Source organism: Streptomyces sp. P17 (genome assembly GCF_032436805.1).
In the GTDB taxonomy this organism is placed as follows: domain Bacteria; phylum Actinomycetota; class Actinomycetes; order Streptomycetales; family Streptomycetaceae; genus Streptomyces.
The window spans coordinates 81,450-106,989 of the sequence record NZ_JAVRBF010000003.1 but is presented as its reverse complement, the minus strand read 5'-3'; the positions used below and the strand labels follow the sequence as shown (position 1 = coordinate 106,989).

Below are 25,540 nucleotides of genomic sequence, written 5' to 3'. Positions count from 1 at the left end.
TTGTTGCGGTACCGGGGGTGCGGGTGCCTGCCGCCGGGTGCTGATCGAGCATCACGCCGCCTCCTCTACTTCGAAGAGGTGGCGGGGGCGGGGCCGGCCCAGGGCGCTCAGCGCGGCGTCGGCCGCGCTCACACCGCTGCGGACCGCACTCTCCATGGTCGCGGGCCACCCTGTGGCGGTCCACGCTCCGGCCAGATAGAGGCCGGGGGCCTTGGTACGGGTGCCGGGCCGCAGCCGCCCGACACCGGGGGTGGGCGCGAACGTCGCCGTGCGCTCCCGGGTCACGAAGAAGTCCCTCACCTCTGCCTTGCGGGCCAGCGGCAGCAGCCGGGCCAGCTCCGGCAGGTACTTCTCGCGCAGCTGGGCCACCGGCGCGTCGATCTCGTGGTGCGCGGCCGACTGGGACAGCGCGAGGTACTGCCCGTCACGCAGCCCGGAGGAGTCGGTCCGGTCGAACACCCACTGCACCGGAGTGCCGAGGGCGGCGAAGAAGGGGGTGCTGAGCACGGGGCGGTCGTAGACGACATGGACGTTCAGGATCGGTGCGGTGCCGATCCTCAGCAGTCGTCCGGGGTCGTCCAGGGCGCCGTCGGGCAGCAGGTCGTGGGCCTCGCTCTGCGGTACGGCGAGGACGACGGCGTCCGCCCGGAGCGCCTCGCCGGGAACCTGGACGTTCCAACGGCCGTTGGACTCAGTGGAGATGGAGGTGACGCGTGTACGGACCTCGGTACGCACGCCCGCGGAGTCGAGCGCCTTGCGGGCCAGCCGGTCGTGCAGTTCGCCCAGCGGGACGTGCGCCCATCCGATGTCGGCCGCGCCCGGGTCGGACAGCAGACCGGTCTTGAACACCATCGCGGCGAGCCCCAGTGAGGAGTCGTCCGCGACCGCGTTGAGGGTGGCGATCCCGACCAGGTTCCACAGCGCCTGCACGGCCCGCGCGGACTGACCGTGCGCGGCCAGCCAGCTGCCGAAGTTCTGTGCGTCCAGGGCCGGATCGGCGAGGTCGAGCCCCATCAGCGCGAGCGCGGCACGCCCGACGGCGGCGCGCTCGGTGAGGGAGAGGTGCGGGTAGGTGGCGAGGCTGCGCCCCAGGTGCAGGGGTACGGGCAGCGGATCGCGCTGGATCCTGCCAAGACGCCGCCCCTCGGGCTTGGCCAGGTCGAGTACGGGCACGTCGAGACGATCCTGCAGCGGCGCCAGCGCGGTGCCCTCGATACGGTCGAGGAACCAGCGGTAGGCGGTGCAGCAGCGCAGATAGACGTGCTGGCCGTTGTCGACGGTGAGGTCGCCGCGCTGGAAGGAGAAGGCGAGTCCCCCGAGGCGTGGCCTGCCCTCCAGGAGCGTCACCCGCACTCCGGCGTCGGCGAGCGCCAGCGCCGCGGTGATGCCGGCGAGTCCGCCGCCGACCACGACGGCGTCGCCTCCGGTCGTGATGCCGTCGGTCATCGTGTGCCCTCCCCCGAACGGCCGCCGCGGTGCTTGAACGGTGCACGGCCGGCCGTCTCAGTCAGGGACGCCGCCGCACCGCGGAGGGTTGCCTGCCACTTTTCTCCGACGGCATCACCTTGGACCGAATTGTCCATCAGGCTCGCCTCCTGAGGGTCCGCCGCGACACATGCCGGGTGTCCAGACCGGACAGACCGCGTACGGCGACGTACGCCTTCTCGCGTCCCGGCAGCGAGACCCGCCCGCGCAGCACCGCCTCCGGCTCGCGCTCGATGCGGTCCAGCAGACGGCGGTAGATGCCGGCCATGGCGGCGACACAGGCACCGCTGCGCCGGTCGAGCATCGGGAGCAGCCGGTAGCCCTCGGCGAAAAGGGCGCGGGCCCGACGCACTTCGAAGTGCACGAGGCCCGCGAAGTCGGCGCCCTCCGGCACGACCGGCCCGGCGAACCCGGCCGAGCAGCCGAACTTGGCGAGGTCGTCGGCGGGCAGATAGGTGCGGCCCCCCTCGGCGTCCTCGCGCACGTCCCTCAGGATGTTGGTGAGTTGAAGCGCGAGCCCGAGCGTGTCGGCATACTCCGGCGCGCGCTCGGCGCCGCGCGCCCCCGGTTCGGTGCCGAACACCCCGAGCGAGAGCCGCCCGATGGCGCCCGCCACACAGCGGCAGTACACCTTCAGGTCGTCCCAGGTCTCGTATGTCTCGCCGCGTACGTCCATCAGCACGCCGTCGATCAGCTCGTCCAGGCCGTCCAGCGGGATCGGGAAGACCTCGGCGGCATGGGCGAGGGCGACCGCGACCGGGTCCGTGTCGTCCTCGTCGACCGCACCGTCCCGCACCCGGGTGAGCAGCGCCCGGGTGTCCTCAAGTCTGGCCACCTTGACCTCGCCGGCCAGCACCCCGTCACCGATGTCGTCGACACGGCGCGAGAACGCGTACAGCGCCGACATCGCGCGGCGCTTGGGTGTGGGCAGCAGCCGGATGCCGTACGCGAAGTTACGGGCCTGCTGTCCGGTGACGGCCTCGCAATAGCTGTAGGCGGCGAGTACCGGTGCGGACGCGTGTGGTGCGAACTCCACGGTCCGGATCACCCCTCTCCTCGCAGAGTCACGCCCACCTCGCGCAGCAGCTGAACCTTGCCGGGCTTGGGCGGGCCGGGAAGTACGTCGTATTCGGCGGCGGCGATCGCGTGGATCGCCGCCCTTCCCCCCGCCACGAACCCCGCGAGCAGCAGTCTCAGCCTGCCGTGGACGCTACCCACCAGGGGGGCGCCTTCATTCAGGAGATCGCGGGCGCGTTGTGCTTCGTATGCAACCAGTGCGCGCAGCGACGCGCCCGCGGTTTTCGTGGCGAGATCCGCCTCCTGGACGTGAAAGCGCTTCATGTCCTCGGCGGGCAGGTAGATGCGGTCGCGGCCGAGGTCCTCGGCGACGTCCTGGAGGTGCTCGACGATCTGGAGGGCGGTGCAGATCGCGTCGGAGCGGCGGATCCGCTCGGGGGTGGCGGTGCCGGTGACGGCGAGGACGAGATGTCCGACGGGGTTGGCGGACAGTTCGCAGTAGGCAAGCAGGTCGTCGTAGGTCTCGTAGCGGCTGACGAGCTGGTCCTGGCGGTTGGCCTCGATCAGGCCGAGGAACGGCTCGGCGGTCAGCGAGCACCGGCGGACCGTGGGCTGCAGACGGCGCAGCAGGGGGTGACGGGGGGTCGCGTCGAACACGCGTCGCAGGTCGGCCTCGAAGGCGTCCAGCATCAGCAGGCGGTCGTCGGCGTCCGTGGCCGACACGCCGAGCAGTCGGGCGTCGGCGCCGCCGGGGGCCAGATCGCCGTCGCCGATGTCGTCGACGAGGCGCGCGAAGCCGTAGACGGCCATGAGGTCGGTGCGCCAGGCCCGGGGCAGGAAGAACGGGGCCACGGGGAAGTTCTCGTGCGCGGCCTTGCCGAGCGTGCCGCGCTCCGTGACACCGGCGTGCGGTGTGCCGGTTCCCGTCACCGCGGACTGCCCGGGGCGGGGACGGCACATGCTGCGTTGAGCTGGGGAGTTTCCGTAGCCATTGCCGTCACATCTCCCGTTCTACACCGCCGACCCAATGCACACTATTTCGGACACGCCGCCCGGCCGTCCGCGCGGGCTCCCCAGCAGAGGGTGTGGGGCATTATCGCCCCACTTGCCGCGATTGGGGACCGGTACAGCTTACGTTGTACAGCGCACGGTGGTTCCCCGGGGTGTCCTGCGCATCACAAGAACACACCGATTGGTCCCAAGATTCCCAAGGCCAGCCGAAGTTGACGTTTCCTTTGCAGACGCGGAGCCCCGCCGGAAGGGTTCCGGCGGGGCCGTGGGAAGCGAGGTGGGCCGGGTGAGCCGGTCCGGGGTGGACTACTTGCCCGTGAACTTCTCGTACTCCTTGAGGACCTCGTCGGTCGGGCCGTCCATGCGCAGCTCGCCGCGTTCCAGCCACAGCACACGGTCACAGGTGTCTCGGATCGACTTGTTGTTGTGACTGACCAGAAACACCGTGCCGGCCTCCTTGCGCAGCTCCCGGATGCGCTGCTCGGAGCGCTTCTGGAACTTGCGGTCACCGGTGGCCAGCGCCTCGTCGATCATCAGGACGTCGTGGTCCTTGGCGGCGGCGATGGAGAACCGCAGACGGGCGGCCATGCCGGAGGAGTAGGTGCGCATCGGGAGGGTGATGAAGTCGCCCTTCTCGTTGATGCCCGAGAAGTCGACGATCTCCTGGTAGCGCTCCTTGATCTCCTCGCGGGACATGCCCATGGCGAGCCCGCCCAGGATGACGTTCCGCTCGCCGGTCAGGTCGTTCATGAGGGCCGCGTTCACACCCAGCAGGGAGGGCTGGCCGTCGGTGTAGACCCTGCCCTTCTCGGCGGGGAGCAGCCCGGCGATGGCGCGCAGCAGCGTGGACTTGCCGGAGCCGTTGGAGCCGATCAGGCCGACGGCCTCGCCGCGGTAGGCGGTGAAGGACACACCGCGTACGGCGTGCACCTTGCGCACACCCCGCTCCTCGCCGCGCTTGAGTATGCGGCTGAGGGCCGCGGTGGCGCTGCCCTTGCCGGTCTTGGCGCCGTTGACGCGGTAGACGATGTGCAGCTCGTCCGCGATGACGGTGGGGACCCGGGTGTCAGCCACGGCCGTACCTCTCCTCCGCCTTCCAGAAGTACACGAAGCCGCCGACGGCGAAGAGCAGGGACCAGCCGCCCGCGGCCGCCCACACATGGTCGGGGAGCCACTCGGAGCCGTAGTCGTCGATCAGGGCGAAGCGGACCAGGTCCATGTAGATGGCGGCCGGGTTCCACTGCAGGACGTCGGCGATCCACTGCGGCTTGTCGGCGAGCATGATCGGGATGGAGTACATGACACCGGACGCGTACATCCAGGTACGCATCACGAACGGCATCAGCTGCGCCAGGTCGGGCGTCTTGGCGCCGGCCCGGGCCATGATCAGCGCGAGGCCGGTGTTGAAGCAGAACTGCAGGGCCAGCGCCGGAACGATCAGCAGCCAGGACAGGTCCGGATAGCTGCCGAAGGCGATGGTCACCGCGAACAGCACGATCATCGAGAAGAGCAGCTGCTGGAGCTGCTGCAGCGCGAAGGAGACCGGCAGCGCGGCGCGCGGGAAGTGCAGGGCGCGGACCAGGCCGAGGTTGCCGGAGATCGCGCGGACGCCCGCCATCACCGAGCTCTGGGTGAAGGTGAACACGAACACGCCCGTGACCAGGAACGGGATGTACACCTCGCGGGACATGCCCCGGTCGGCTTCCAGGATGACGCCGAAGATGAAGAAGTACACGGCCGCGTTCAGCAGCGGTGTCACCACCTGCCAGAGCTGGCCGAGCTTGGCCTGGCTGTACTGGGCGGTCAGCTTCGCCCGCGAGAAGGCGAGGATGAAGTGACGCCGGTCCCAGAGCTGGCGGACGTACTCGACGAGCGAGGGGCGGGCGCCGCTGACGCTCAGCCCGTACTTGGCGGCCAGTTCGGCCGCCGTGAGTCCCTCGTCGGGCGACGGCGGCGCGGTCACCGCGACCTGTCCGTCGTGCGTTGTCTCACTCACTAGTGGAAACTTTCGTCTTCGGGATGCGCAGCCTGTGCGGGCATGCCGTGAGCCTGAGGCCTGGGTGTGGACCTCCTGTGCGTTCAGTGAAGCTTGTCAGATGACAGGAGGACGGCCCAGCCGGGTCAGCCGCCACACCGTACGCCACTTCATGGGCCGGCGGGGGCCGCACGGGCTCGTCCAGCCTTCCCGGAAGCCGCCGAACCATGCCCTGAGCGCGGGCCGCGACGGGCGGCGCAGCAGGGTGAGCAGCATCCAGACGCCCAGGTAGACCGGGATCAGCAGCGCGGGGAGGTTGCGGCGGGCGAGCCAGACGCGGTTGCGGGCGACCATGCGGTGGTAGACCGCGTGCCGGGAGGGAGCGGTCGTGGGGTGGTACAGCACCATGTCGGACCGGTAGTCGATCATCCAGCCCGCGTCGAGGGCCCGCCATGCCAGGTCGGTTTCCTCATGTGCGTAGAAGAATTCGTCCGGGAGGCCGCCGACTTCGGCGAAGACCTGGGTGCGGACGGCGTTGGCGCCGCCGAGGAAGGTGGTGACCCGGGAGGAGCGCATCGGGTCGGCCGCGCGCAGCCGGGGGACGTGGCGGCGCTGGGTCTCGCCGGTCTCCGGGTCGGCGATGCGGAAGCTGACGATGCCGAGCCGGGGGTCGGCGGCGAAGGCCTGGCGGCAGAGCTCGGCGGTGTCGTGCTGGGCGAGGAGCCCGTCGTCGTCGAGGAAGAGCAATATGTCGACGTCGCGGCCGCTGGGGCCGAAGGACTCGATACCGACGTTGCGGCCGCCGGGGATGCCGAGGTTCTCGGACAGTTCGACGGTGCGCACGCCCTCGGGCACGTCCGGCACCGGCGAGCCGTTGCCGACCACGACCACCTCGACGCGGTCGCCGTCCTGCTTGGCGACCGAGTCAAGAAGGGCTCGCAGTTCGTCGGGGCGGTTGCCCATCGTGATGATGACCGCGCCGACCTTCATCGGCGCGCTCACTTCAGCCTGCTCGACGCGAGGATGGAGACCAGGTGCAGCAGGGTCTGGAGGAGGGCGATGCCGGCCATCACCGCCACGCCGAGCCGCGTGTAGAACAGGTCGCCGCGCATCTGGTCGACGATCGCCAGCACCAGGATCAGCAGGGACGCCTCGATGCCGAGGATCAGCCGGTGGAACTTCAGCGCGGCGGCGGCCCGGCGGGCCAGGGCCATGCCGGAGGAGCGCATCTCGGCGGCGGCCTCCTTGACCGGCGGCAGCCCGCCCTGGTGCCGGGCGACACCGACCAGGTCGGTCTCGGCCTTGATCAGGATGGCGCCGAGCGCGGCCAGCGTGCCGAGGAAGGCCCACAGCCAGTCGATACGGCCGGGGCCCCACAGGTCGGCGGCGCGCAGCCCGAAGCCGACGAGCACGGCGGCGTCGGTGAGGTAGGCGCCGACGCGGTCGAGGTAGACGCCGCCCAGCGAGTACTGCTTCTTCCAGCGGGCGATCTCGCCGTCGACGCAGTCCAGCAGCAGGTACAGCTGGACACAGACCACGCCGAGCAGGGCGCCCGGGATCCCCGGCACGAGCAGTGCCGGGGCCGCGAGCACACCGAAGACGGTCATCAGGTAGGTGAGCTGGTTGGGCGTGACCCTGGTGTTGACCAGGTAGCGGTCGACCCGCAGGGACACCTCACGCATGTAGAGGCGCCCCATCCAGTGCTCACCGCTGCGCCGGTCCTTCACCCCCGCGGGGTGGACGACCGGACGGAGTTCAGCTACCGATGGCCTTGACATAGTCGGCGTAGATGTCCTTGATCTGGTCGGTTTTCAGGTCGAGGTGTTCGAGGATCGTGTAGCGGCCTGGCCGGGTCTGCGGGGCGAACTCCACGGCCCGGACGAACTCGTCCGTGCTGAAGCCGATCTCGTCCGGCAGCACCGGAAGCCCGTGCCGGCGCAGCACCCCGGCCATGTAGGCCGACTCCTCGTGGGCGCCGCGCAGATACATCGCGAAGGCCGCGCCCAGTCCGCACTGCTCACCGTGGGCGGCGGCCCGCCTCGGGTAGAGCAGGTCGAACGCGTGGTTGATCTCGTGGCAGGCGCCGGAGCACGGGCGGGAGTCGCCCGACACCGACATGGCGATGCCGCTGAGCACCAGCGCCTCGGCGAGCACCTGGAGGAAGTCGGTGTCCCCGATGCCTCCCGGGTGCCTCAGCACCGCCTCGCCGGCCTGCCGGGCGATGGCGGCGGCCAGGCCGTCGATCTTCTCGCCCTTGACGCGGTTGGCCAGCTCCCAGTCCGCGATGGCGGAGATGTTGGAGACGGCGTCCCCGATCCCGGCGCGCACGAACCGCACCGGGGCCTCGCGGATGACGTCGAGGTCGATGACGACCGCGATCGGGTTCGGCACACCGTAGGAGCCGCGGCCCGCGTCGTTGTCGAGGGTGGCGACCGGCGAGCACAGACCGTCGTGCGCGAGGTTCGTCGGTACGGCGACCAGCGGGAGGCCCACCCGTGCCGCGGCGAACTTGGCGCAGTCGATGATCTTGCCGCCGCCGAGCCCGACGACCGCGTCGTAGTGGCCGGCCTTTATGTCGCCGGCCAGCCGCACCGCGTCGTCGAGGGTGCCGCCGCCGACCTCGTACCAACTGGCACCGGGCAGCGAAGGCGCGAGCCGCTCCCGCAGCTTCGCGCCCGAGCCGCCGCTGACGGCGACGGCCAGCTTGCCGGAGTGCGAGACACGCTCGTCGGCGAGCACACAGCCCAGGTCGTCGAGGGCACCCGGGCGGATGTCGACGACAACGGGGGAGGGAATCAGCCGGGTCAGTACTGGCACGCGATCTCCCGTCCGCGGGCGAGATCGTCGTGATTGTCGATCTCGACCCACTGAACGGCGCCGATCGGCGCCGTGTCGATGGTGAAGCCGCGGTTCACGAGCTCCTGGTAGCCGTGCTCGTAGAACTGCTGCGGGTCGGTCTCCCAGACCTTCTTCAGGGCGTCGGCCAGCTCGGGGGCGGCGTCGCCCTCGATGAGGGTGACGCCGATGTACTCGCCGGTGGCCTCGGACGGGTCCATCAGCTTGGTGATCTTCGTAACGCCCTTGGCGGGATCCACGACGACCTTCATCTCCTCGTCCGCGAGCGACTTCACGGTGTCGAGGGCGAGGATGATCTTCTTGCCGTCGCCGCGGGCGGCGAGCAGCGTCTTCTCGACGGAGACCGGGTGGACGGTGTCGCCGTTGGCGAGGATCACGCCGTCCTTGAGGGCGTCACGGCCGCACCACAGGGAGTAGGCGTTGTTCCACTCCTCGGCCTTGTCGTTGTCGATGAGGGTGAGCTTGAGGCCGTACTTCGCCTCCAGCGCCGCCTTCCGCTCGTACACGGCCTCCTTGCGGTAGCCGACGATGATCGCGACCTCGGTCAGACCGATCTCGGCGAAGTTGGCGAGGGTGAGGTCGAGAACCGTCGGTTCGCCTTCTATGCCCGCGGGGCCCACCGGCACCAGAGCCTTGGGAAGGCTGTCGGTGTAGGGGCGCAGACGCCGTCCGGCGCCGGCCGCCAGCACGAGGCCGATCATGCGGGTTCTCCTTCATCGTGTACGGCAGGGGCTCCAGCGGAGACCCAGAAACGGATGCTCTCGACGAGCACCACCAGGGCCACGGCCACGGCGAGCGCCGTGAGCGCGACCTTGAACTGTGCGGCGGTGAACAGCACGGCCAGCACCGTGACCACCAGCGTCCGGCCCTCGTGCCCCCCGATCGCCCGCACCAGCCAGTGCGGGGGCGCGCCCGCGTTGCCGCGGATGCGATAGACCGTGTCGTAGTGATGGTAGGCGACAGCGGCCACCAGGCCGAAAGCCGCAGGAAGGGCTCCGTTTACCCCGGCTTTAACTCCGAGGGCGAGCACGGTGCCGTACTCCGCGGCCCGGAAGAACGGCGGGACGAGCCAGTCGAGGGCGCCCTTGAGGGGGCGGGCGACGGCGAGGCCCGAGGTCACCGCGTAGAGGAGGGCGGCGACTACGGGCCACGGTCCGCCGAAGTCCGTGAGCGCGGCGGTGGCGACGACCGCGAGACCGCCCAGCAGGGCTACGGCGGGCGCGGTGAAGCCCGGCAGCCCCCGCGCGGGGTTCTTGAGCGCCTCGGCGAAGCCCTGGGCGAGCGGGCCGGAGTCGGCGAGGTCGGCCAGCGCCTGGGCGGCCCGGTCCGTGCGCCTGGCCCTGCGGGTCAGAGAGCGCAGCACGCGGCCCGCCGTGGTGTAGGTGGCGGCGAAGGCACACCCGATGAGCAGGGCGTAGAAGGTGATCCGCGGTGTGGTGACCGCGGTCAGGACGGCGATCATCGCCCAGCGCTCGCCGATCGGGAGCACGATCATGCGGCGCACCCAGACCGTCCAGCCGACGCTGTCGAGCTTGTCGGAGAGGGCGGCGGTGGGGCTGGTGTTGGCGGTGGCGTCGTGGTTCGCCTCGTTGAAGGAGAAGTCCACGACATGGCGGCAGGTCTGCAGGACCATCGCGCCGAGGGCGAGCGCCCATACGTCGTCGCCGCCCCGGGCGGCTCCGAGGGCGAGGCCCGCGTAGTAGGCGTACTCCTTGGCCCGGTCGAAGGTGGCGTCCAGCCAGGCGCCGAGGGTGGAGTACTGCAGCGAGTAGCGGGCGAGCTGGCCGTCGGTGCAGTCCAGCACGAAGGAGAACAGCAGCAGCACGCCGGCCGCGACGAAGCCTCCGCGGGTGCCGGTGGCCGCGCAGGCCGCGGCTATGAGCGCGGTGAGCAGGGACGCGGTGGTGACCTGGTTGGGGGTCAGGCCCCGGCGGGCGCACCAGCGCGCGAGGTAGCGGGAGTAGGGGCTGATGCAGAAGGTGGTGAAGAAGCCGTCGCGGGCCTTGACGGCCGACTTCAGGCGTACGGCCTCGTCGTCGACGGCGGCGACGGCCTGCCGTGCCTCGTTGCGGGCCTGGGGGCCGGCGGGGACCTCCGCGACGAGGCTGCCGAGTTCGGGGCGGTGCACCTCGGTGTCGAGGGCCTCGACGAGGCGGTCGGCGAGGCTGTCCACGAGGGTGGTGCCGCCGGCGGAGTTCTCCCGGGCCAGCGCCCGGGTCAGGGCCTGGCGGGCGGCGGGCTGGGCTGTCACGGCACCGGAGATCGCGGCGAGCGGGAAGCGCGGGTCGGTCAGGCCGAGGCGCAGCGCGTGGACATGACCGACGAAGCGGGCGTCGACCACGGCGACCCGCTCCTGGCCCGGTACCTGGGCCAGCAGCGTCTCGGCCTCCGCGGCGTCGGCGGCGGTCCGGACGTCGAAGCCGAGGGAGCGCAGATCACCCTCGATCGACGATCCGGGGACCGGCTGGCCGGTGAGGATGGCGGTCGACAACCGAACTCACTCCCTGGGTGCCGACGCGCGGGCGCCGGTCATTGACATGGTGGGGCGCCCCTGGTCCGTGACACCCGGGCGGCATGTCGGCAGAGGCTATCGGATCTCGGGAACGCGGCGTTCACCGCCCGTTTCACGGCCCGATCGACGTGGTTCGCACACGCCTTGCCGCGATCATCATCGGGGAAACGGGGCCCGGCCCACAAACCGCACTTCCAGAGCGGACATTTGCCGCATTTTCTACGGCGGCGGGGCCTGAGCATAGGGTGGTCGACCATGACATGGCTGATCACAGGCGGGGCGGGGTACATCGGGGCACACGTGGCGCGGGCCATGACCGAGGCCGGCGAGCGCGTGCTGGCGCTGGACGACCTCTCGGCCGGGGTGCCCGCGCGGCTGCCGGACGGAGTGCCGCTGGTCCAAGGCTCGTCCCTCGACGGCGACCTGCTCAAGCGGGTGCTCGCGGAGCACGCGGTGACGGGTGTGGTGCATCTCGCGGCGCGCAAGCAGGTCGCCGAGTCCGTGGCGCAGCCCACCCGTTACTACCGGGAGAACGTGGGCGGTCTGGCCACGCTTCTGGACGCGGTGGCCGAGGCCGGCATCCGGCGGTTCGTCTTCTCCTCCTCGGCCGCCGTCTACGGCAACCCGGATGTGGACCTCATCACGGAGGACACCCCGTGCGCGCCGGTGAACCCGTACGGCGAGACAAAGCTCACCGGCGAGTGGCTGGTCCGGGCCGCCGGACAGGCACACGGAATCTCCACGGTCTGTCTGCGGTATTTCAACGTGGCCGGCGCCGCCGCGCCCGAGCTCGCCGACACCGGCGTCTTCAACATCGTGCCCATGGTCTTCGACCGGCTGACCCGCGACGAGGCCCCGCGGATCTTCGGCGACGACTATCCGACACCGGACGGCACCTGTGTCCGCGACTACATCCATGTCGCCGACCTGGCCGAGGCCCATCTCGCCGCCGCGCGCCGGCTCGCCGACCCGATCGGCGATCTGACGGTCAACATCGGCCGCGGCGAGGGCGTCTCCGTGCGCGAACTGATCGACGTCATCGGCGAAGTCACCGGCGACGCCCGGCCGCCGGTGGTGGGGGGCCGCCGCCCCGGGGACGCGCCGCGGGCCGTCGCGTCGGCCGCGCGGGCCGCCGAGGAACTCGGCTGGACCGCCTCCCGCTCGGTGCGCGAGATGGTCGACTCCGCCTGGCGCGGATGGCTGCTGCACCACGGCGGATGACCGCGCAGCGCCCTGACCTGCGGATCGTTTCCCCAGGTCAGGGCATATGACAACGGTGTTCAGTGCCGCGTTGCCCGATACCCCCCACCCGTAGTTCACTGTGAGCCGCACACGACGACAGGAGGCGGCTTCCATGGGGGCTGGGCACGATCACGGACACGCGCACGGCGGTCACGCCGGCGGTACAGCGACGGCGGCGTACCGCGGCAGGCTGCGCATCGCGCTGTCGATCACACTCACCGTCATGGTGGTGGAGATCATCGGCGGTGTCGTCGCCGACTCGCTCGCGCTGGTCGCGGACGCCGCGCACATGGCGACCGACGCGGTGGGGCTCGCCATGGCGCTGCTGGCGATTTACTTCGCGAACCGCCCGGCGACCGGCAACCGCACCTTCGGCTTCGCCCGCGCCGAGATCCTCGCCGCGCTCGCGAACTGTCTGCTGCTGCTCGTCGTCGGCGGCTATGTCCTTTACGAGGCGATCCAGCGGTTCATCACGCCCGCCGACACCGAGGGCGGGCTGACCATCGTGTTCGGCGCGATCGGTCTGGTCGCGAACATGATCTCGCTCAGTCTCCTGATGCGCGGCCAGAAGGAGAGCCTGAACGTCCGCGGGGCGTTCCTTGAGGTGGCCGCGGACGCACTGGGCTCGGTGGCGGTGCTGATCTCCGCGGTGGTGATCCTGACGACCGGCTGGCAGGCCGCCGACCCGATCGCCTCGCTCATCATCGGCCTGATGATCGTGCCGCGCACCGTCAAGCTGCTCCGCGAGACCCTCGACGTCCTCCTCGAGGCGGCCCCCAAGGACGTCGACATGACCGAGGTACGCGCCCACCTACTGGCCCTGGAGGGCGTCGAGGACGTCCACGACCTGCACGCGTGGACCATCACCTCCGGTATGCCGGTGCTCTCGGCGCATGTGGTCGTCAGCTCCGAGACGCTCAGCGTGACCGCCCACGAGAAGATGCTCCACGAGCTCCAGGGCTGCCTCGGCGAGCACTTCGACCTGGAGCACTGCACCTTCCAGCTGGAGCCCTCCGGGCACGCCGAGCACGAGGCGAAGCTCTGCCACTGAAACCGGTCCGCGACGGAGCGCAGCGGTCCGGCGCGCGGCGGCGTCTTCACTCCCACAGCCGGGCGGCGCCAGGGTTCCGCCTTCGCCGCGCCGGGCACGATCAACTGCCGGGAGTGCCGGATTCGTGCGGCACACTTGGGGCGCACAACCGATGTGAAGGATGGGTATGCCGATCACACCTGCCGCCGCGACGCACACTCCGTCGAACGGCACCGCAGCGGAGATTTTGCTCGAACTGGTCGACGAGAACGGTGTGACGATCGGCACCGCGGAGAAGCTCGCCGCCCACCAGCCGCCGGGGCAGCTCCATCGCGCCTTTTCCGTGTTCCTCTTCGACGAGCGGGGCCGGCTGCTGCTGCAGCAGCGGGCGCTGGGCAAGTACCACTCCCCCGGTGTGTGGTCCAACACCTGCTGCGGCCACCCCTACCCCGGTGAGGCGCCCTTCGCTGCGGCGGCCCGAAGGACGTACGAGGAGCTCGGGGTCTCGCCGTCGCTGATGGCGGAGGCGGGCACGGTCCGCTACAACCACCCGGACCCGGACTCGGGCCTGGTGGAGCAGGAGTACAACCACCTCTTCGTGGGCCTGGTGCAGTCCCCGCTGCGGCCGGACCCGGATGAGGTCGGCGACACCGCCTTCGTGACGCCCGGGGAACTGGCGGAGCGGCACGCGAAGGACACCTTCTCGTCCTGGTTCATGACGGTGCTGGACGCGGCCCGCCCCGCGGTACGCGAACTGACGGGGTCGTCCGCCGGCTGGTGAGCGCTACGGCACCACGTGCGCGGGCTTGAGCGGCAGGGCGGCCCAGATCACCTTGCCACCGCTCGCGGTGTGCTCGACATCGCAGACACCGCCCGCCTCCCGGGTGACCTCCCGCACCAGCAGCAGCCCGCGCCCGCCGGTCTGGCCGTGGTCGGCCTCCAGGGCGGTCGGGCGGTAGGGGTGGTTGTCCTCCACGGACACCCGCACCCACTCGGCGCCGACGGCGACCTCCACGGCGAGCATCGGCGACAGCAGCGCCGCGTGCCGGACGGCGTTCGTGACCAGCTCCGAGACGATCAGCAGCACGGCGTGCACCTGGTCGTCCGTCAGCGGCACCCCCTGGCGGTACAGCAGATCCCGTACGGCGTGCCGCGCCTGCGGGACGGACGCGTCGACGGCCGAGGCGGTGAACCTCCACACGCCCTCGTAGGGCAGTGGGTCGCCTGCTGGGCGTGGGGCGGGCCCGCGCCCGTGGTTCTCCATCGTCCGGTCGCCACCCTTGCGCTCGATTGTCACCACGAGTCGAGTGTTGGTAACGAGCCGCTCCGGTCCATGGAACTGACCAGAAGTCAGCGATTTTCGAGCGCTTTCTGACCGATGACGCATGACGTGGTCATGTGCGGGACCGGTCCTGTTCCCCCTGTGCCGACTTTACGAACTATTCGGGTTGTACGGGTTTGGTGGTGTCGGGTGCGGAGGCCGTGGCGGCCTTGGTCTCGGCGTCCATCGCGTCGGAGACCATGCCCACCACGCGCCGCCCGCCGTAGCCCGTCGCGATCAGTCCGAGCCCGTCGAAGAGCAGCGCGAGCGCGAAGAAGGTGCCGATGACGTACTTGCTGTCGCTCGGCCAGGAGGCCAGCACCAGGATGCCCAGCAGCAGGTCGAAGGCGCCCTGGAGCAGTGTCCAGCCGAACTGGGGGCCGCGCACGACCGCACTGCCGGCCAGCCGGAACACCCCGCCGGTGAGGAACAGCAGCGCGGCGAACATGGTCAGCGCCTCGGCCGCCGCCTCCGGCCTGGCGATGATCACCACACCGGCCGCGATGTTCAGCGCCGCGACCACCACACCGAGCCAGAAGAAGTTGGTCCCGCGGGCCTGGATCGCGTGCAGCAGGCCGACCGCGCCGCCGATCAGCAGCAGCCAGCCGAACAGCAGCATCGAGGTGAGGGTGGCGGCCGCCGTGTAGATCAGGCCGACGAGCCCGGCGAGGACGAGCAGCACGCCGAGCGCGGCGAGCCAGCCGAAACCGCGGCGCAGCTGCTGGGTGGAGTCGGCCATCAGCGCCTCCTCGATCGATCCTGCTTCTCCGGGTCCCCTGTGCACCCTGTGCCGTAACTCTCCGCGCCGCCCTTCCTGATCGGCCGTCCGGTGGGCCGGATAACATCCGGCGCATGGAGCCGCAGCTGCTGCACAGCGTCACCGACTCGGTCGCCACCGTCGTCATCCACCACCCCGAGAAGCGCAACGCCATGACGTCGGCGATGTGGGCCGCGCTGCCGCCGCTGCTCGACACGCTGGCCGCCGATCCGCGGGTGCGGGCGCTGGTGCTGACCGGGGCGGGCGCCACGTTCTGCGCCGGGGCGGACATCGGCGCGCTCCAGGACACGCCCGAGGAGGCGCAGGGCCTCGCCAGGCGTGCCGAGGACGCGCTCGGCGCGTTCCCCAAGCCGACGGTGGCCGCCGTGCGCGGGCACTGCGTGGGCGGCGGGACTCAGCTCGCGGCGGCCTGTGATCTGCGGTTCGCCGAGGAGGGTGCGCTGTTCGGGGTGACGCCGGCGAAGCTGGGCATCGTGTACCCGGCCTCCTCCACCCGGCGGCTGGTGGCGCTGACGGGCCCCGCCGCCGCCAAGTACCTGCTCTACTCCGGCGAGTTGATCGACTCCGCGCGGGCGCTGCGCACAGGTCTGGTGGACGAGGTGCTGCCCACCGGCGAACTGGGCAAGCGGGTCGCGGAGTTCACCCGGGTCCTGGTCAGCCGCTCACAGCTGACGCAGGCGGCGGCCAAGGAGTTCGCGAACGGCCGCCTCGACCGCGACGCCCACTGGAGTGAGCAGGCGCGCGGCAGCGACGACCTCGCGGAGGGGGTCGCCGCGTTTCTGCAGCGCCGGCAGCCGCAGTTCAGCTGGACCGTTCCTACGTCAGGATGAAGCGGCTCTGGGAGCGGAACTCCGCCACGAGGTGCGCGGGCGCCTTCTCGGGCGAACCGGCGTCGTGGGGCGGCTGCGAGTCGTACTCCGTCAACAGCTGTACGGCCTGGGCGTGTTCGTCGCCCGCGATGCGCCCGAGGAGCGTCAGACCCATGTCGATGCCCGAGGAGACCCCGGCGGCGGTGACGTACTTGCCGTCGGTGACCACCCGCTCCCCCGTGGGCTCGACACCGAACGGCTTCAGGAAGTCCAGGGCCAGCCAGTGCGACGTCGCCCGGCGCCCCTGATGGCCTCCATGTCCTTGCGGCCTGTGTTCCCGCGAGCGGCGCACGGGGAGCTCGCGACGCAGGCGATACGGGTCTTGGCGGCCGGCGTCCCTGCACCACTGCACCGGCCGACGGCGGGACTCCGCCTGTTGCCTCGCCGGGCCTCAGTGCGCCGGCGTGGTGTGGAAGCGCCGGCGGTACTCCGCCGGGGCCGTGCCGAGGGCTTTGAGGAAGGCCCGGCGCATGGCCTCGGGGGTGCCGTAGCCGCTGGCGCGGGAGATCTCCTCGACGCCCCCGGCGGTGTCCTCCAGGAGGCGGCGGGCGTGTTCCAGGCGGACCCGGTCGACATAGCGGCCGGGGGTCGTGCCGGTCTCGGCACGGAAGGCCCGGGCGAAGTGGCGCGGGGAGAGTCCCGCGCGGGCGGCGAGCGACTCGACGCCGAGGTCCTCGGCCGGGTGCTCGATGATCCACTGCTGGACGTCCCGGAGCGGTTCGCGCCGGGCGGTCTGGGCGGCGAGCTGCGCGCTGAACTGGGCCTGGTTGCCCGGTCGGCGCAGAAAGACGACCAGGTGGCGGGCGACGGTGAGGGCGGTGTCCCGGCCCAGGTCCTCCTCGACGAGGGCGAGCGCGAGATCGATGCCGGCGGTGACACCGGCGGAGGTGGAGACGTGTCCGTCGCGGACGTAGATGGGATCGGGGTCGACCTCGACGGCCGGGTGGTCGCGGGCGAGCTTGGCGCAGTACGCCCAGTGGGTCGTCACCCGCCGGCCGTCCAGAAGCCCCGCCTCGGCGAGCAGGATCGCTCCGGTGCAGACGGAGACGAGGCGCTCGGCGCGCGGTCCGTGATCGCGCAGCCAGGCGGTCAGCCGAGGGTCAGGTCCGCGGGTGCCCTGGCCGCCCGGGACGAGGAGGGTGTGCGGGAGTGGTGCGTCGGTGAGGGACGTGTCCGGTACGAGGGTCAGGCCACTGGAGCTGCGGACGGGAGCGCCGTCCAGGGAGGCCGTACGGATGTGGTAGGCGCCCGGCGCCTGCTTCTCCGCGCCGGTGAAGACCTCCAGCGGGCCGGTGACATCGAGGCTCTGCACACCGTCGAAAAGGAGCAGGAGAACCGTTCGCTGCGTCATGCCCCCGATTCTTGGCGGGCGGGCTCATGGCCGCAATGACGAGTTCCCCACCTTTCCTGCCACCAGGTGCCTGCCCTCTGGACCGGGGATACCAAGCGGTCGGTAACCTGCCGGGCATGACTACAGCCGCCCTGGATCCGCGCGCGGGCCGCCGCTGCCACAACGCGCTCAACACGCTGCACTCCATGCACTACTTCGCGCCCGAACTCGGCAAGGAAGCGGGTGCACTCGGGATCACCCACCCCAAGGCCGTCAACTTCGCGGTGCGGGCCGCCGCCCTCGGCGCCGTCGGGCCCGGCACGGTCACAGCCACCTTCTACAACTACAAGTACGAGGCCGTGGCCCGGCATGTCCCCGCCGTGTGGCAGACCGCCACGCCCCAGCAGGTCCTCGCGGCACGCGCGCGTGCCGTCGACGCCATGCTGCGGCGGCTGCTCGGCGAGGAGACCATCGCCTCCGCCGAGCTGGCCGAGGCCGCGGAACTGGCGCTGCGGGCCACCGAGGCGTGCGCGCGCCACGCGCGGCCGCTGTACGCCGCCCACGCGGACCTGCCGGTCCCCGAGGAGCCGCACATGGCGTACTTCCACGCCGCCACGCTGCTGCGCGAGCACCGTGGCGACGGTCATCTCGCCGCGCTGATGTCCGCGGAACTGGACGGCCTGGAGGCGCTGGTGACGCACACCGCGACCGGCCGGGGCTTCACCCCGAAGTGGCAGCTCGTCACCCGCGGCTGGAACCAGGAGGAGTGGGACGCGGCCTGCGCCCGGCTTCGTGAGCGCGGCCTGCTGGACGACTCGGACGAACTGACCGGACAGGGCATCGCGCTGCGCGACGAGATCGAGCGCGAGACCGACCGCCTGGACCGGGCTCCCTACGCGCACCTGGGCGCGGAAGGCGTGGCCCGGCTGACCGAACTCGGCTCGGGCTTCGTCCGTACGGCACTGGCCGCGGGCGCGTTCCCCGCCGATCTGATCGGCAAGGCCTGATCCACGGCGCATGCCGCCGCGCGGGCGAGGTACCCGGTCCCTACCGGCCGACGTGGCCGGAGAGGAAAGGGGATGCTCGTGTTCCGTGCCATTGCAGACGTTCTACGGCAGATCGGTGGGGCCGTGGCCACCGTCGTGACGCTGCCGTTCCGGGCGCTCGCCCGGCTCTTCGGCGGCGCGTCCGGTGGCGCGCGGCGGCGCAGGGCCTGACGCGGACCCGCCCTGATCCCCGGCTGTCGGTGTCACCTGCCACAATTGCCGCGCAACCTCAGTGAGAAGGCGGTACGGGATCGTGACGACACCCGGGTCCAGCGGATCCATGGCAACAGGGTCCATCGAAGGCAGGATCGCCGAGGAACTCGGCGTACGGGAGCGGCAGGTGAAGGCTGCCGTCGAGCTGCTCGACGGCGGCTCGACGGTGCCCTTCATCGCCCGCTACCGCAAGGAAGCGACCGAGATGCTCGACGATGCGCAGCTGCGCACGATCGAGGAGCGGCTGCGCTATCTGCGGGAGCTGGAGGAGCGGCGGACGGCGATCCTGGAGTCGGTGCGTGAGCAGGGCAAGCTCACCGGCGAACTGGAGGCGCGGATCCGGGGCGCCGAGACCAAGGCGCGCCTGGAGGATATCTATCTGCCGTACAAGCCGAAGCGGCGGACCAAGGCGCAGATCGCGCGCGAGGCCGGTCTTGAGCCGCTCGCCGAGGGGCTGCTGGGCGATCCGGGCGTGGACCCGCTGGCCGCGGCCGCCGCGTTCGTCGACGCCGACAAGGGCGTGGCCGACGCGCAGGCCGCCCTCGACGGCGCCCGGGCGATCCTCACCGAGCGGTTCTCGGAGGACGCCGACCTGATCGGCGAGCTGCGTGAGCGCATGTGGGTGCGCGGGCGGCTGGCCGCCAAGGTGCGCGAGGGCAAGGAGGAGGCGGGCGCCAAGTTCGCCGACTACTTCGACTTCGCCGAGCCGTTCACCGCGCTTCCCTCGCACCGGATCCTGGCGATGCTGCGCGGCGAGAAGGAGGAGGTCCTCGACCTCGTCCTGGAGCCGGAGGAGCCGACGGACGGGCCGTCCTCGTACGAGGCCATCGTCGCCTCGAAGTTCCAGATCGCCGACCGGGGCCGCCCGGCCGACAAGTGGCTCAAGGACACCGTCCGCTGGGCCTGGCGGACCCGGATCCTGGTGCACCTCGGCATCGACCTCAGGCTGCGGCTGCGTACGGCCGCCGAGGACGAGGCGGTCAACGTCTTCGCGGCGAACCTGCGGGACCTGCTGCTCGCCGCGCCGGCCGGCACGCGCGCGACGCTGGGCCTGGACCCCGGGTTCCGTACGGGCGTCAAGGTGGCCGTGGTCGACGCGACCGGCAAGGTCGTCGCCACCGATGTCATCCACCCGCACGTCCCGGCCAACAAGTGGGACGAGGCCATCGCCAAGCTCGCGCGGCTCGCCGAGGAGCACGCGGTCGAGCTGATCGCGATCGGCAACGGCACCGCGTCCCGCGAGACCGACAAGCTCGCCGGTGAACTCATCACCAAGCACCCGGAGTTGAAGCTCACCAAGGTGATGGTGTCCGAGGCCGGCGCCTCCGTGTACTCGGCCTCCGCGTTCGCCTCGCAGGAGCTGCCCGACATGGACGTGTCGCTGCGCGGCGCCGTCTCCATCGCGCGCCGGCTCCAGGACCCGCTCGCCGAGCTGGTGAAGATCGACCCGAAGTCGATCGGCGTCGGCCAGTACCAGCACGACCTGTCCGAGGTGAAGCTGTCGCGGTCGCTGGACGCGGTGGTGGAGGACTGTGTGAACGGCGTCGGCGTGGACGTGAACACCGCGTCCGCCCCGCTGCTCGCCCGGGTCTCCGGCATCACCTCCGGACTCGCCGAGAACATCGTGGCGCACCGCGACTCCAACGGTCCCTTCACGTCCCGCTCCGAGCTGAAGAAGGTCCCCCGGCTCGGCCCGAAGGCGTACGAGCAGTGCGCGGGCTTCCTGCGCATCCGGGGCGGCGACGACCCGCTGGACGCCTCCAGCGTGCACCCGGAGGCGTACCCGGTGGTGCGGCGGATGGTGAAGACGTCCGGCCAGGAGGTGGCGTCCCTCATCGGGAACACCGGTGTGCTGCGGTCGCTGAAGCCGCAGGAGTTCGTGGACGAGACGTTCGGTCTGCCGACGGTGACCGACATCCTCAAGGAGCTGGAGAAGCCCGGGCGCGACCCGCGGCCCGCCTTCAAGACGGCCACCTTCAAGGAGGGGGTCGAGAAGATCTCCGACCTGTCGTCCGGGATGGTCCTGGAGGGCGTCGTGACGAACGTGGCGGCGTTCGGGGCATTCATCGACGTCGGCGTCCACCAGGACGGTCTCGCGCACGTCTCCGCGCTCTCGAAGACGTTCGTGAAGGACCCGCGGGACGTGGTGAAGCCGGGTGACATCGTCAAGGTGAAGGTCCTCGACGTCGACATCCCGCGCAAGCGGATCTCGCTGACGCTGCGGCTGGACGACGAGGCCGCTGCGCAGGGCCCGTCCGGCGGCGGTGAGCGCCGGCAGCAGCGCGGCGGGCGTCCGCCGCAGCAGCGGCAGGGGCGGGGCGGCGGTGGCGGTGGCTCGCGCCAGGCGCCGCCTCCGGCGAACAGCGCGATGGCCGACGCGCTGCGCCGCGCGGGTCTGCTGGAACCGAAGAAGGGCAAGCGCTGACGGACGGCCCCACCGGCCTCCCGCCCCGACGGGGAGGCCGGTTGGGCCGTGTGCAGCAACAGGAGCGGCTCATGGGCGCATGGGGCGCAAGGCTGGACCGCGACCAGCCAGCGCCTCCCTGGAGTGCCCATGCCGATCCGCCGCCCCGTCCCCCGCCGGCCCCTTCTGGGGACGGTCTGTCTCGTCACGGTCTGCCTGACCCTGACCCCGCTGTCCCCCGCCACCGCGGGCGCCGCCACGCACCCCCGGCCGGACACCGACCCCGCCCTCCAGCGCCAGCTGGACGCCCTGGTCCGCAGCCCCGGCGGTCCGCCCGGCATCATCGCGGTGCTCAAGGACGGCCGGAAGACCCAGGTCGTGAAGGCCGGGGTCGCCGATCTCGCCACCGGGCGCAAGCCCTCGCCGCACGACCACATGCGGATCGCCAGCGCCGCCAAGGCGTTCAGCGGCGCGGTCGCCCTGTCCCTGGTCGGCCTCGGCGATCTGAGCCTGGACGACACCCTGGGCGAGCGGCTGCCGGACCTGCCGGACGCATGGGGCGCCGTGACCCTGCGCCAGCTGCTGAACCACACCAGCGGCCTGCCGGACTACTCCGATTCGCCCGAGTTCCTGGAGACCCTGTTCGCGAACCCCCGCCACCGCTTCGACTCCCGCAAGCTGCTCGACTACGTGGCCGGCCGCTCCCTCGACTTCCCGGCGGGCACCCGCTACCAGTACTCCAACTCCGACAACATCGCCGTGGCCCTGATGGCCGAGGCGGCCACCGGCGAACGATACGAGCGGCTGCTGCGGGAGCTGGTGTACCGGCCGCTCGGCCTGCACAACACCAGCCTGCCGCAGGGCTATCGCATGCCGAGGCCCTACCTGCACGGCTACGACGTGTCCCCGCCCGAGCCGCCGGAGGACGTCAGCGAGCTCATCGGCATGTCCGGGGTGTGGGCCTCGGGCGGCATCGTCTCCACACCCGCAGACGTGACCCGCTTCATCCGCGGCTACGCCGGGGGCAAGCTCTACGGCCAGGACGTCGTCCAACAGCAGCGCGGCTGGATCGACGGCGCGTCCGAGCCCGCGGGGCCGGGCAAGAACAAGGCGGGTCTCGGCATCTTCCGGTACACCACGCGCTGCGGGGTGGTTCTCGGCCACACCGGCAACACACCCGGCTACACCCAGCTGATGGCGGCCACCCCGGACGGGCGCAAGTCCCTGACCTTCTCCACGACCACGCAGATCAACCAGACCCTCAAGCCGGAACTCCTGCGGAAACTCCGCGCCGTCCAGGAGAACTTCGTCTGCGCGCTGCTGAAGGGCAAGGGCAGGAGCTAGTGCCGCGGCAGGCAACGTCTGCCCGTCAAGGAGCGGCGTCCGGTGCGTGCTCTCGGCGTGCCGGCCGGAAGCCCTCGTACTGGATGTACCTGGGCTTTCGGCCGGTGCGGCGAGAGTGCGTGCCGGGCGTCGCGACGGGGCGAACGTTGCCTGTCGCGGCGCTAGGGGGTGTTTTGAAAGTCCTGTGCGGTGCCCGCGGTGTTCGGTGCGTGCCCTCGGCGTGCCGGACGAAGGCCCTCGTACTGGACGTACTTGGGTCTCTGGCCGGTGCGGCGAGAGTGCGTGCCGGGCGCCGTGGGTGCTGTGCGGGACTTTCAAAACACCCCCTAGCGCTCGGTCACCTTGCCGTCGGCGACCTCCAGGCGCCGGGTGACATGGACCGCGTCCAGCATGCGCCGGTCGTGGGTCACCAGGAGCAGCGTGCCCTCGTAGGCGTCGAGCGCCGACTCCAGCTGTTCGATGGCCGGGAGGTCGAGGTGGTTCGTCGGCTCGTCGAGGACGAGGAGGTTGACGCCCCGGCCCTGGAGGAGGGCCAGGGCGGCCCTCGTGCGTTCGCCGGGTGAGAGGGTGGCCGCCGGGCGCAGGACGTGGTCGGACTTCAAGCCGAACTTGGCCAGGAGGGTGCGCACTTCGACCGGTTCGGTGTCCGGGACCGCGGCGCTGAAGGCGTCCAGCAGGGCCTCTTCGCCGTGGAAGAGCTTGCGGGCCTGGTCGACCTCGCCGATCAGCACGCCCGAGCCGAGCGTCGACTGTCCCGAGGTAAGAGGGATACGGCCCAGCAGGGCCCCCAGCAGGGTCGACTTGCCCGCGCCATTGGCGCCGGTGACCGCCACCCGGTCCGCCCAGTCGATCTGGAGGGAGACCGGGCCGAGGGTGAAGTCGCCTCGGCTCACCTCCGCGTCGCGCAGGGTCGCCACCACCGCTCCCGAGCGCGGGGCCGAGGCGATCTCCATGCGCAGGTCCCACTCCTTGCGCGGCTCATCGACGACGTCGAGGCGTTCGATCATGCGCTGGGTCTGGCGGGCCTTGGCGGCCTGCTTCTCGCTGGCCTCGCTGCGGAACTTGCGGCCGATCTTGTCGTTGTCGTTGCTCGCCTTGCGGCGCGCGTTCTTCACGCCCTTGTCCATCCACGATCGCTGCATCTGGGCGCGGTCCTGGAGGGCGGCCCTCTTGTCGGCGTACTCCTCGTAGTCCTCGCGCGCGTGTCGGCGGGCGACGTCCCGCTCCTCCAGGTAGGCCGCGTAGCCGCCGCCGTAGAGGTTGATCTGCTGCTGGGCGAGGTCGAGTTCGAGGACCTTGGTGACCGTGCGGGTGAGGAACTCGCGGTCGTGGCTGACGACGACGGTGCCGGCGCGCAGGCCGCCCACGAAGCGCTCCAGGCGCTCCAGGCCGTCCAGGTCGAGGTCGTTGGTGGGCTCGTCGAGGAGGAAGACGTCGTAGCGGGACAGGAGGAGTGAGGCGAGACCGGCCCTCGCCGCCTGGCCGCCCGAGAGGGAGGTCATCGGCTGGTCCAGGTCGACGGCAAGGCCCAGGGAGTCGGCGATCTCCTCGGCACGCTCGTCGAGGTCGGCGCCGCCCAGATCCAGCCAGCGCTCCAGGCTCGTCGCGTAGGCGTCGTCGGCGCCGGGCGCCCCGTCGACCAGGGCCTGGGTTGCCTCGTCCATGGTGCGCTGGGCCTCGGCGACGCCGGTGCGCCGGGCCAGGAACGCGCGGACGGTCTCGCCGGGCCGCCGCTCCGGCTCCTGCGGGAGGTGGCCGACGGCCGCGGTGGGCGGGGAGAGGCGCAGCTCGCCCTCCTCCGGGGCGAGCAGGCCGGCGAGCATCCTGAGCAGGGTGGACTTTCCGGCGCCGTTGGCGCCGACGAGCCCGATCACGTCTCCGGGCGCGACGACGAGGTCGAGCCCGCTGAACAGGGCGCGGTCGCCATGGCCGGCGGCGAGGTTCTTCACGACGAGGGTGGCAGTCATCAGACCCCGAATCCTAATGGCCGGGGCCGGGTGGCTTCATCTCCTCATCTCACCGGGCCATCGCCTCCACCAGCACGCTTCCCGAGGTCCGCGCCACCACGTACGCCTCCCCCTTCACCGCCTTGGCGTCGAGAGCGATGCGGTGACGGCCGGCCTCCAGGATGCCGTCGAAGACCTCATGGGCGTGGGTCCGGTACAGGCGGTCCAGACGGTACGCGGTCAGGCGGACCCGGCACGGTGAGGTGACCTCCACGCCCGCCTCGCCGTCCACCGCGACCAGACGGGTCAGCCGGCGCTGCTCCACAGGGCTGCGGTCCAGGGCGTTCTCTATCTGGGCGACCAGCAGCGGGACGATCGGGGCCAGGCCGTCGACGTAGGCCACCTGGACTCCGGCGCGGTCGAAGGCCCGGCGTACGGCGGTACGTTCCTCCTCGGTGACCGCGCGGCCGAAGGCGACGGCGCCGTAGGCACGGAGTTCGTCGGCGGGGACGCCCTCGGCGTCGCGGGTGATGTCGGCGCCGATGCCGATGGTGCGCAGGGCGGCGGCGAGCTTGGCCAGCACGGCGACACGGGCGCCGATCAGCAGGACACGGCGGCGGGCCGCGACGGGCGCCTGGTCGAGCAGGGAGGCCAGCGCCGCCCGGTACTCGGCGCCCTCGAAGCGGAAGGGCCCTATGCCGTGGTAGCCGTTGAGCTCCAGATCGGCGTGCTCGTCGGTCTGCCAGGCGAAGTCCCGCCAGATGAAGTCGTCGCCGGCTCTGTCGATGGCCGCGGTGACCGCGCCGCACGCCAGGCTCTCGCACTCGGGGCAGCCGTAGATGACGTACCGGCCGTCCGGAAGCGGTGGGTCCGCCTCCAGCAGAAGGCTCTGGACCTGTGCGGTGAAGATCGCGGGTGGGATGTCGGAGGCGAGCGGGGAGACGGCGTCGAGGTCGGAGAGCTGGAACAGCAGCGGGCGTCCGTCGACGATGAAGTCCACGAAGTCCCGGTGGACTTGGTAGTCCCCGTTGGCAAGGACTCCACCGGCACGCATCGCCGGTGCCAGGCCGAAGGTCGCGTACTCGGCAGACATGCAGTGAGTATCCCCAGCGCGGGGGTGATGTGAGCACGGCATGGCACATTCCGCTACCGTCCCCGGGT

24 protein-coding genes and 1 pseudogene are annotated in these 25,540 nt (G+C 71.2%); 8 read left to right on the top strand and 17 right to left on the bottom strand.

Annotated features, from left to right (window positions below):
- Positions 1-51 precede the first annotated feature (51 nt).
- The 11 genes from hpnE to RMT89_RS02625 form a co-directional block, all read right to left on the bottom strand.
- Positions 52-1,446, bottom strand: a complete 1,395-nt coding sequence (gene hpnE / locus RMT89_RS02675; RefSeq protein ID WP_315882260.1) for a hydroxysqualene dehydroxylase HpnE — start codon at positions 1,444-1,446, stop codon at positions 52-54.
- Positions 1,443-1,583, bottom strand: a complete 141-nt coding sequence (locus RMT89_RS02670) for a DUF6380 family protein (RefSeq protein ID WP_315882259.1) — start codon at positions 1,581-1,583, stop codon at positions 1,443-1,445. The genes hpnE and RMT89_RS02670 overlap by 4 nt, the downstream gene beginning before the upstream one ends.
- On the bottom strand, positions 1,583-2,533 hold the full coding sequence (gene hpnD / locus RMT89_RS02665) for a presqualene diphosphate synthase HpnD (protein WP_315882258.1): 951 nt from the start codon (positions 2,531-2,533) through the stop codon (positions 1,583-1,585). Before hpnD ends, RMT89_RS02670 begins: the two co-directional genes overlap by 1 nt.
- Positions 2,530-3,462 carry a squalene synthase HpnC gene (hpnC, locus tag RMT89_RS02660; RefSeq protein ID WP_399497482.1) on the bottom strand — a complete coding sequence of 311 codons (933 nt, stop codon included), beginning with the start codon at positions 3,460-3,462 and terminating at the stop codon, positions 2,530-2,532. The genes hpnD and hpnC overlap by 4 nt, the downstream gene beginning before the upstream one ends.
- A gap of 357 nt (positions 3,463-3,819) precedes the next feature.
- On the bottom strand, positions 3,820-4,587 hold the full coding sequence (locus RMT89_RS02655; RefSeq protein ID WP_315882256.1) for an ABC transporter ATP-binding protein: 768 nt from the start codon (positions 4,585-4,587) through the stop codon (positions 3,820-3,822).
- Complete coding sequence (locus RMT89_RS02650) at positions 4,580-5,509, bottom strand: ABC transporter permease (RefSeq protein WP_315882255.1); 930 nt, start codon at positions 5,507-5,509, stop codon at positions 4,580-4,582. Before RMT89_RS02650 ends, RMT89_RS02655 begins: the two co-directional genes overlap by 8 nt.
- Positions 5,510-5,605: 96 nt before the next feature.
- Positions 5,606-6,490: a glycosyltransferase gene (locus tag RMT89_RS02645; protein ID WP_315882254.1), complete on the bottom strand. Its 885-nt coding sequence runs from the start codon at positions 6,488-6,490 to the stop codon at positions 5,606-5,608.
- Entirely contained in the window at positions 6,487-7,266 is a 780-nt protein-coding gene (locus RMT89_RS02640; protein WP_315882253.1) for a CDP-alcohol phosphatidyltransferase family protein, read from the bottom strand. Before RMT89_RS02640 ends, RMT89_RS02645 begins: the two co-directional genes overlap by 4 nt.
- Positions 7,244-8,305, bottom strand: a complete 1,062-nt coding sequence (locus tag RMT89_RS02635; protein WP_315882252.1) for an iron-containing alcohol dehydrogenase family protein — start codon at positions 8,303-8,305, stop codon at positions 7,244-7,246. The genes RMT89_RS02640 and RMT89_RS02635 overlap by 23 nt, the downstream gene beginning before the upstream one ends.
- Entirely contained in the window at positions 8,293-9,045 is a 753-nt protein-coding gene (locus RMT89_RS02630; protein ID WP_315882251.1) for a phosphocholine cytidylyltransferase family protein, read from the bottom strand. The genes RMT89_RS02635 and RMT89_RS02630 overlap by 13 nt, the downstream gene beginning before the upstream one ends.
- Entirely contained in the window at positions 9,042-10,835 is a 1,794-nt protein-coding gene (locus RMT89_RS02625; protein WP_315882250.1) for a DUF5941 domain-containing protein, read from the bottom strand. The genes RMT89_RS02630 and RMT89_RS02625 overlap by 4 nt, the downstream gene beginning before the upstream one ends.
- Before the next feature lie 276 nt (positions 10,836-11,111).
- Here RMT89_RS02625 and galE point away from each other — a divergent pair, with 276 nt between their 5' ends.
- The 3 genes from galE to idi all read left to right on the top strand — a co-directional run bounded on the left by galE (position 11,112) and on the right by idi (position 13,909).
- Positions 11,112-12,077, top strand: coding sequence for a UDP-glucose 4-epimerase GalE (gene galE, locus RMT89_RS02620; protein ID WP_315882249.1), 966 nt, complete (start codon positions 11,112-11,114; stop codon positions 12,075-12,077).
- 133 nt (positions 12,078-12,210) lie between these two features.
- Positions 12,211-13,149: a cation diffusion facilitator family transporter gene (locus tag RMT89_RS02615; RefSeq protein WP_315882248.1), complete on the top strand. Its 939-nt coding sequence runs from the start codon at positions 12,211-12,213 to the stop codon at positions 13,147-13,149.
- A gap of 166 nt (positions 13,150-13,315) precedes the next feature.
- A complete protein-coding gene (idi, locus tag RMT89_RS02610; protein WP_315882247.1) occupies positions 13,316-13,909 on the top strand; it encodes an isopentenyl-diphosphate Delta-isomerase in 594 nt (197 codons plus the stop codon).
- A 3-nt stretch (positions 13,910-13,912) separates the two neighbouring features.
- Here idi and RMT89_RS02605 read toward each other — a convergent pair whose 3' ends face one another.
- The gene (locus RMT89_RS02605; protein ID WP_315882363.1) at positions 13,913-14,392 is read right to left on the bottom strand and encodes an ATP-binding protein; all 480 of its coding nucleotides are present in this window, start codon (positions 14,390-14,392) and stop codon (positions 13,913-13,915) included.
- Positions 14,393-14,567: 175 nt separating this feature from the next.
- A complete protein-coding gene (locus RMT89_RS02600; RefSeq protein WP_315882246.1) occupies positions 14,568-15,188 on the bottom strand; it encodes a DUF308 domain-containing protein in 621 nt (206 codons plus the stop codon).
- A gap of 113 nt (positions 15,189-15,301) precedes the next feature.
- Here RMT89_RS02600 and RMT89_RS02595 point away from each other — a divergent pair, with 113 nt between their 5' ends.
- On the top strand, positions 15,302-16,057 hold the full coding sequence (locus RMT89_RS02595; RefSeq protein WP_315882245.1) for an enoyl-CoA hydratase/isomerase family protein: 756 nt from the start codon (positions 15,302-15,304) through the stop codon (positions 16,055-16,057).
- On the opposite strand, the pseudogene RMT89_RS02590 reads toward RMT89_RS02595, so the two are convergent.
- Positions 16,044-16,343 (bottom strand): annotated as a pseudogene (locus RMT89_RS02590) (DJ-1/PfpI family protein); the annotation flags it as partial. The gene RMT89_RS02595 and the pseudogene RMT89_RS02590 overlap by 14 nt on opposite strands.
- 144 nt (positions 16,344-16,487) lie before the next feature.
- Complete coding sequence (locus tag RMT89_RS02585; protein ID WP_315882244.1) at positions 16,488-17,447, bottom strand: GlxA family transcriptional regulator; 960 nt, start codon at positions 17,445-17,447, stop codon at positions 16,488-16,490.
- Positions 17,448-17,563: 116 nt separating this feature from the next.
- On the opposite strand from RMT89_RS02585, the gene RMT89_RS02580 reads away from it, so the two are divergent.
- From RMT89_RS02580 to RMT89_RS02565, 4 genes are all read left to right on the top strand, one after another.
- The gene (locus tag RMT89_RS02580; protein ID WP_315882243.1) at positions 17,564-18,433 is read left to right on the top strand and encodes an SCO6745 family protein; all 870 of its coding nucleotides are present in this window, start codon (positions 17,564-17,566) and stop codon (positions 18,431-18,433) included.
- 78 nt (positions 18,434-18,511) lie between these two features.
- Complete coding sequence (locus tag RMT89_RS02575; RefSeq protein WP_015656449.1) at positions 18,512-18,643, top strand: LPFR motif small protein; 132 nt, start codon at positions 18,512-18,514, stop codon at positions 18,641-18,643.
- A gap of 109 nt (positions 18,644-18,752) precedes the next feature.
- The gene (locus RMT89_RS02570; protein WP_315882242.1) at positions 18,753-21,110 is read left to right on the top strand and encodes a Tex family protein; all 2,358 of its coding nucleotides are present in this window, start codon (positions 18,753-18,755) and stop codon (positions 21,108-21,110) included.
- Positions 21,111-21,239: 129 nt separating this feature from the next.
- On the top strand, positions 21,240-22,433 hold the full coding sequence (locus RMT89_RS02565; RefSeq protein ID WP_315882241.1) for a serine hydrolase domain-containing protein: 1,194 nt from the start codon (positions 21,240-21,242) through the stop codon (positions 22,431-22,433).
- 326 nt (positions 22,434-22,759) lie between these two features.
- Here the strand turns inward: RMT89_RS02565 and RMT89_RS02560 are convergent, their stop codons facing one another.
- On the bottom strand, positions 22,760-24,400 hold the full coding sequence (locus RMT89_RS02560; protein ID WP_315882240.1) for an ABC-F family ATP-binding cassette domain-containing protein: 1,641 nt from the start codon (positions 24,398-24,400) through the stop codon (positions 22,760-22,762).
- A 49-nt stretch (positions 24,401-24,449) separates the two neighbouring features.
- Positions 24,450-25,472, bottom strand: coding sequence for an oxidoreductase (locus tag RMT89_RS02555; protein WP_315882239.1), 1,023 nt, complete (start codon positions 25,470-25,472; stop codon positions 24,450-24,452).
- Between the last annotated feature and the right edge of the window lie 68 nt (positions 25,473-25,540).

Excerpts from the sequence above, each read along its gene's own strand:
- RMT89_RS02670 (WP_315882259.1), bottom strand. The coding sequence starts at position 1,583 with ATGGACAATTCGGTCCAAGGTGATGCCGTCGGAGAAAAGTGGCAGGCA.
- RMT89_RS02595 (WP_315882245.1), top strand. The coding sequence starts at position 15,302 with ATGGAGCCGCAGCTGCTGCACAGCGTCACCGACTCGGTCGCCACCGTC.
- RMT89_RS02600 (WP_315882246.1), bottom strand. The coding sequence starts at position 15,188 with ATGGCCGACTCCACCCAGCAGCTGCGCCGCGGTTTCGGCTGGCTCGCC.
- galE (WP_315882249.1), top strand. The coding sequence starts at position 11,112 with ATGACATGGCTGATCACAGGCGGGGCGGGGTACATCGGGGCACACGTG.
- RMT89_RS02640 (WP_315882253.1), bottom strand. The coding sequence starts at position 7,266 with ATGTCAAGGCCATCGGTAGCTGAACTCCGTCCGGTCGTCCACCCCGCG.
- RMT89_RS02605 (WP_315882363.1), bottom strand. The coding sequence starts at position 14,392 with ATGGAGAACCACGGGCGCGGGCCCGCCCCACGCCCAGCAGGCGACCCA.
- idi (WP_315882247.1), top strand. The coding sequence starts at position 13,316 with ATGCCGATCACACCTGCCGCCGCGACGCACACTCCGTCGAACGGCACC.
- hpnE (WP_315882260.1), bottom strand. The coding sequence starts at position 1,446 with ATGACCGACGGCATCACGACCGGAGGCGACGCCGTCGTGGTCGGCGGC.
- hpnC (WP_399497482.1), bottom strand. The coding sequence starts at position 3,462 with ATGTGCCGTCCCCGCCCCGGGCAGTCCGCGGTGACGGGAACCGGCACA.
- RMT89_RS02615 (WP_315882248.1), top strand. The coding sequence starts at position 12,211 with ATGGGGGCTGGGCACGATCACGGACACGCGCACGGCGGTCACGCCGGC.
- RMT89_RS02585 (WP_315882244.1), bottom strand. The coding sequence starts at position 17,447 with ATGACGCAGCGAACGGTTCTCCTGCTCCTTTTCGACGGTGTGCAGAGC.
- RMT89_RS02580 (WP_315882243.1), top strand. The coding sequence starts at position 17,564 with ATGACTACAGCCGCCCTGGATCCGCGCGCGGGCCGCCGCTGCCACAAC.
- RMT89_RS02565 (WP_315882241.1), top strand. The coding sequence starts at position 21,240 with ATGCCGATCCGCCGCCCCGTCCCCCGCCGGCCCCTTCTGGGGACGGTC.
- RMT89_RS02570 (WP_315882242.1), top strand. The coding sequence starts at position 18,753 with ATGGCAACAGGGTCCATCGAAGGCAGGATCGCCGAGGAACTCGGCGTA.
- RMT89_RS02630 (WP_315882251.1), bottom strand. The coding sequence starts at position 9,045 with ATGATCGGCCTCGTGCTGGCGGCCGGCGCCGGACGGCGTCTGCGCCCC.
- RMT89_RS02555 (WP_315882239.1), bottom strand. The coding sequence starts at position 25,472 with ATGTCTGCCGAGTACGCGACCTTCGGCCTGGCACCGGCGATGCGTGCC.
- RMT89_RS02560 (WP_315882240.1), bottom strand. The coding sequence starts at position 24,400 with ATGACTGCCACCCTCGTCGTGAAGAACCTCGCCGCCGGCCATGGCGAC.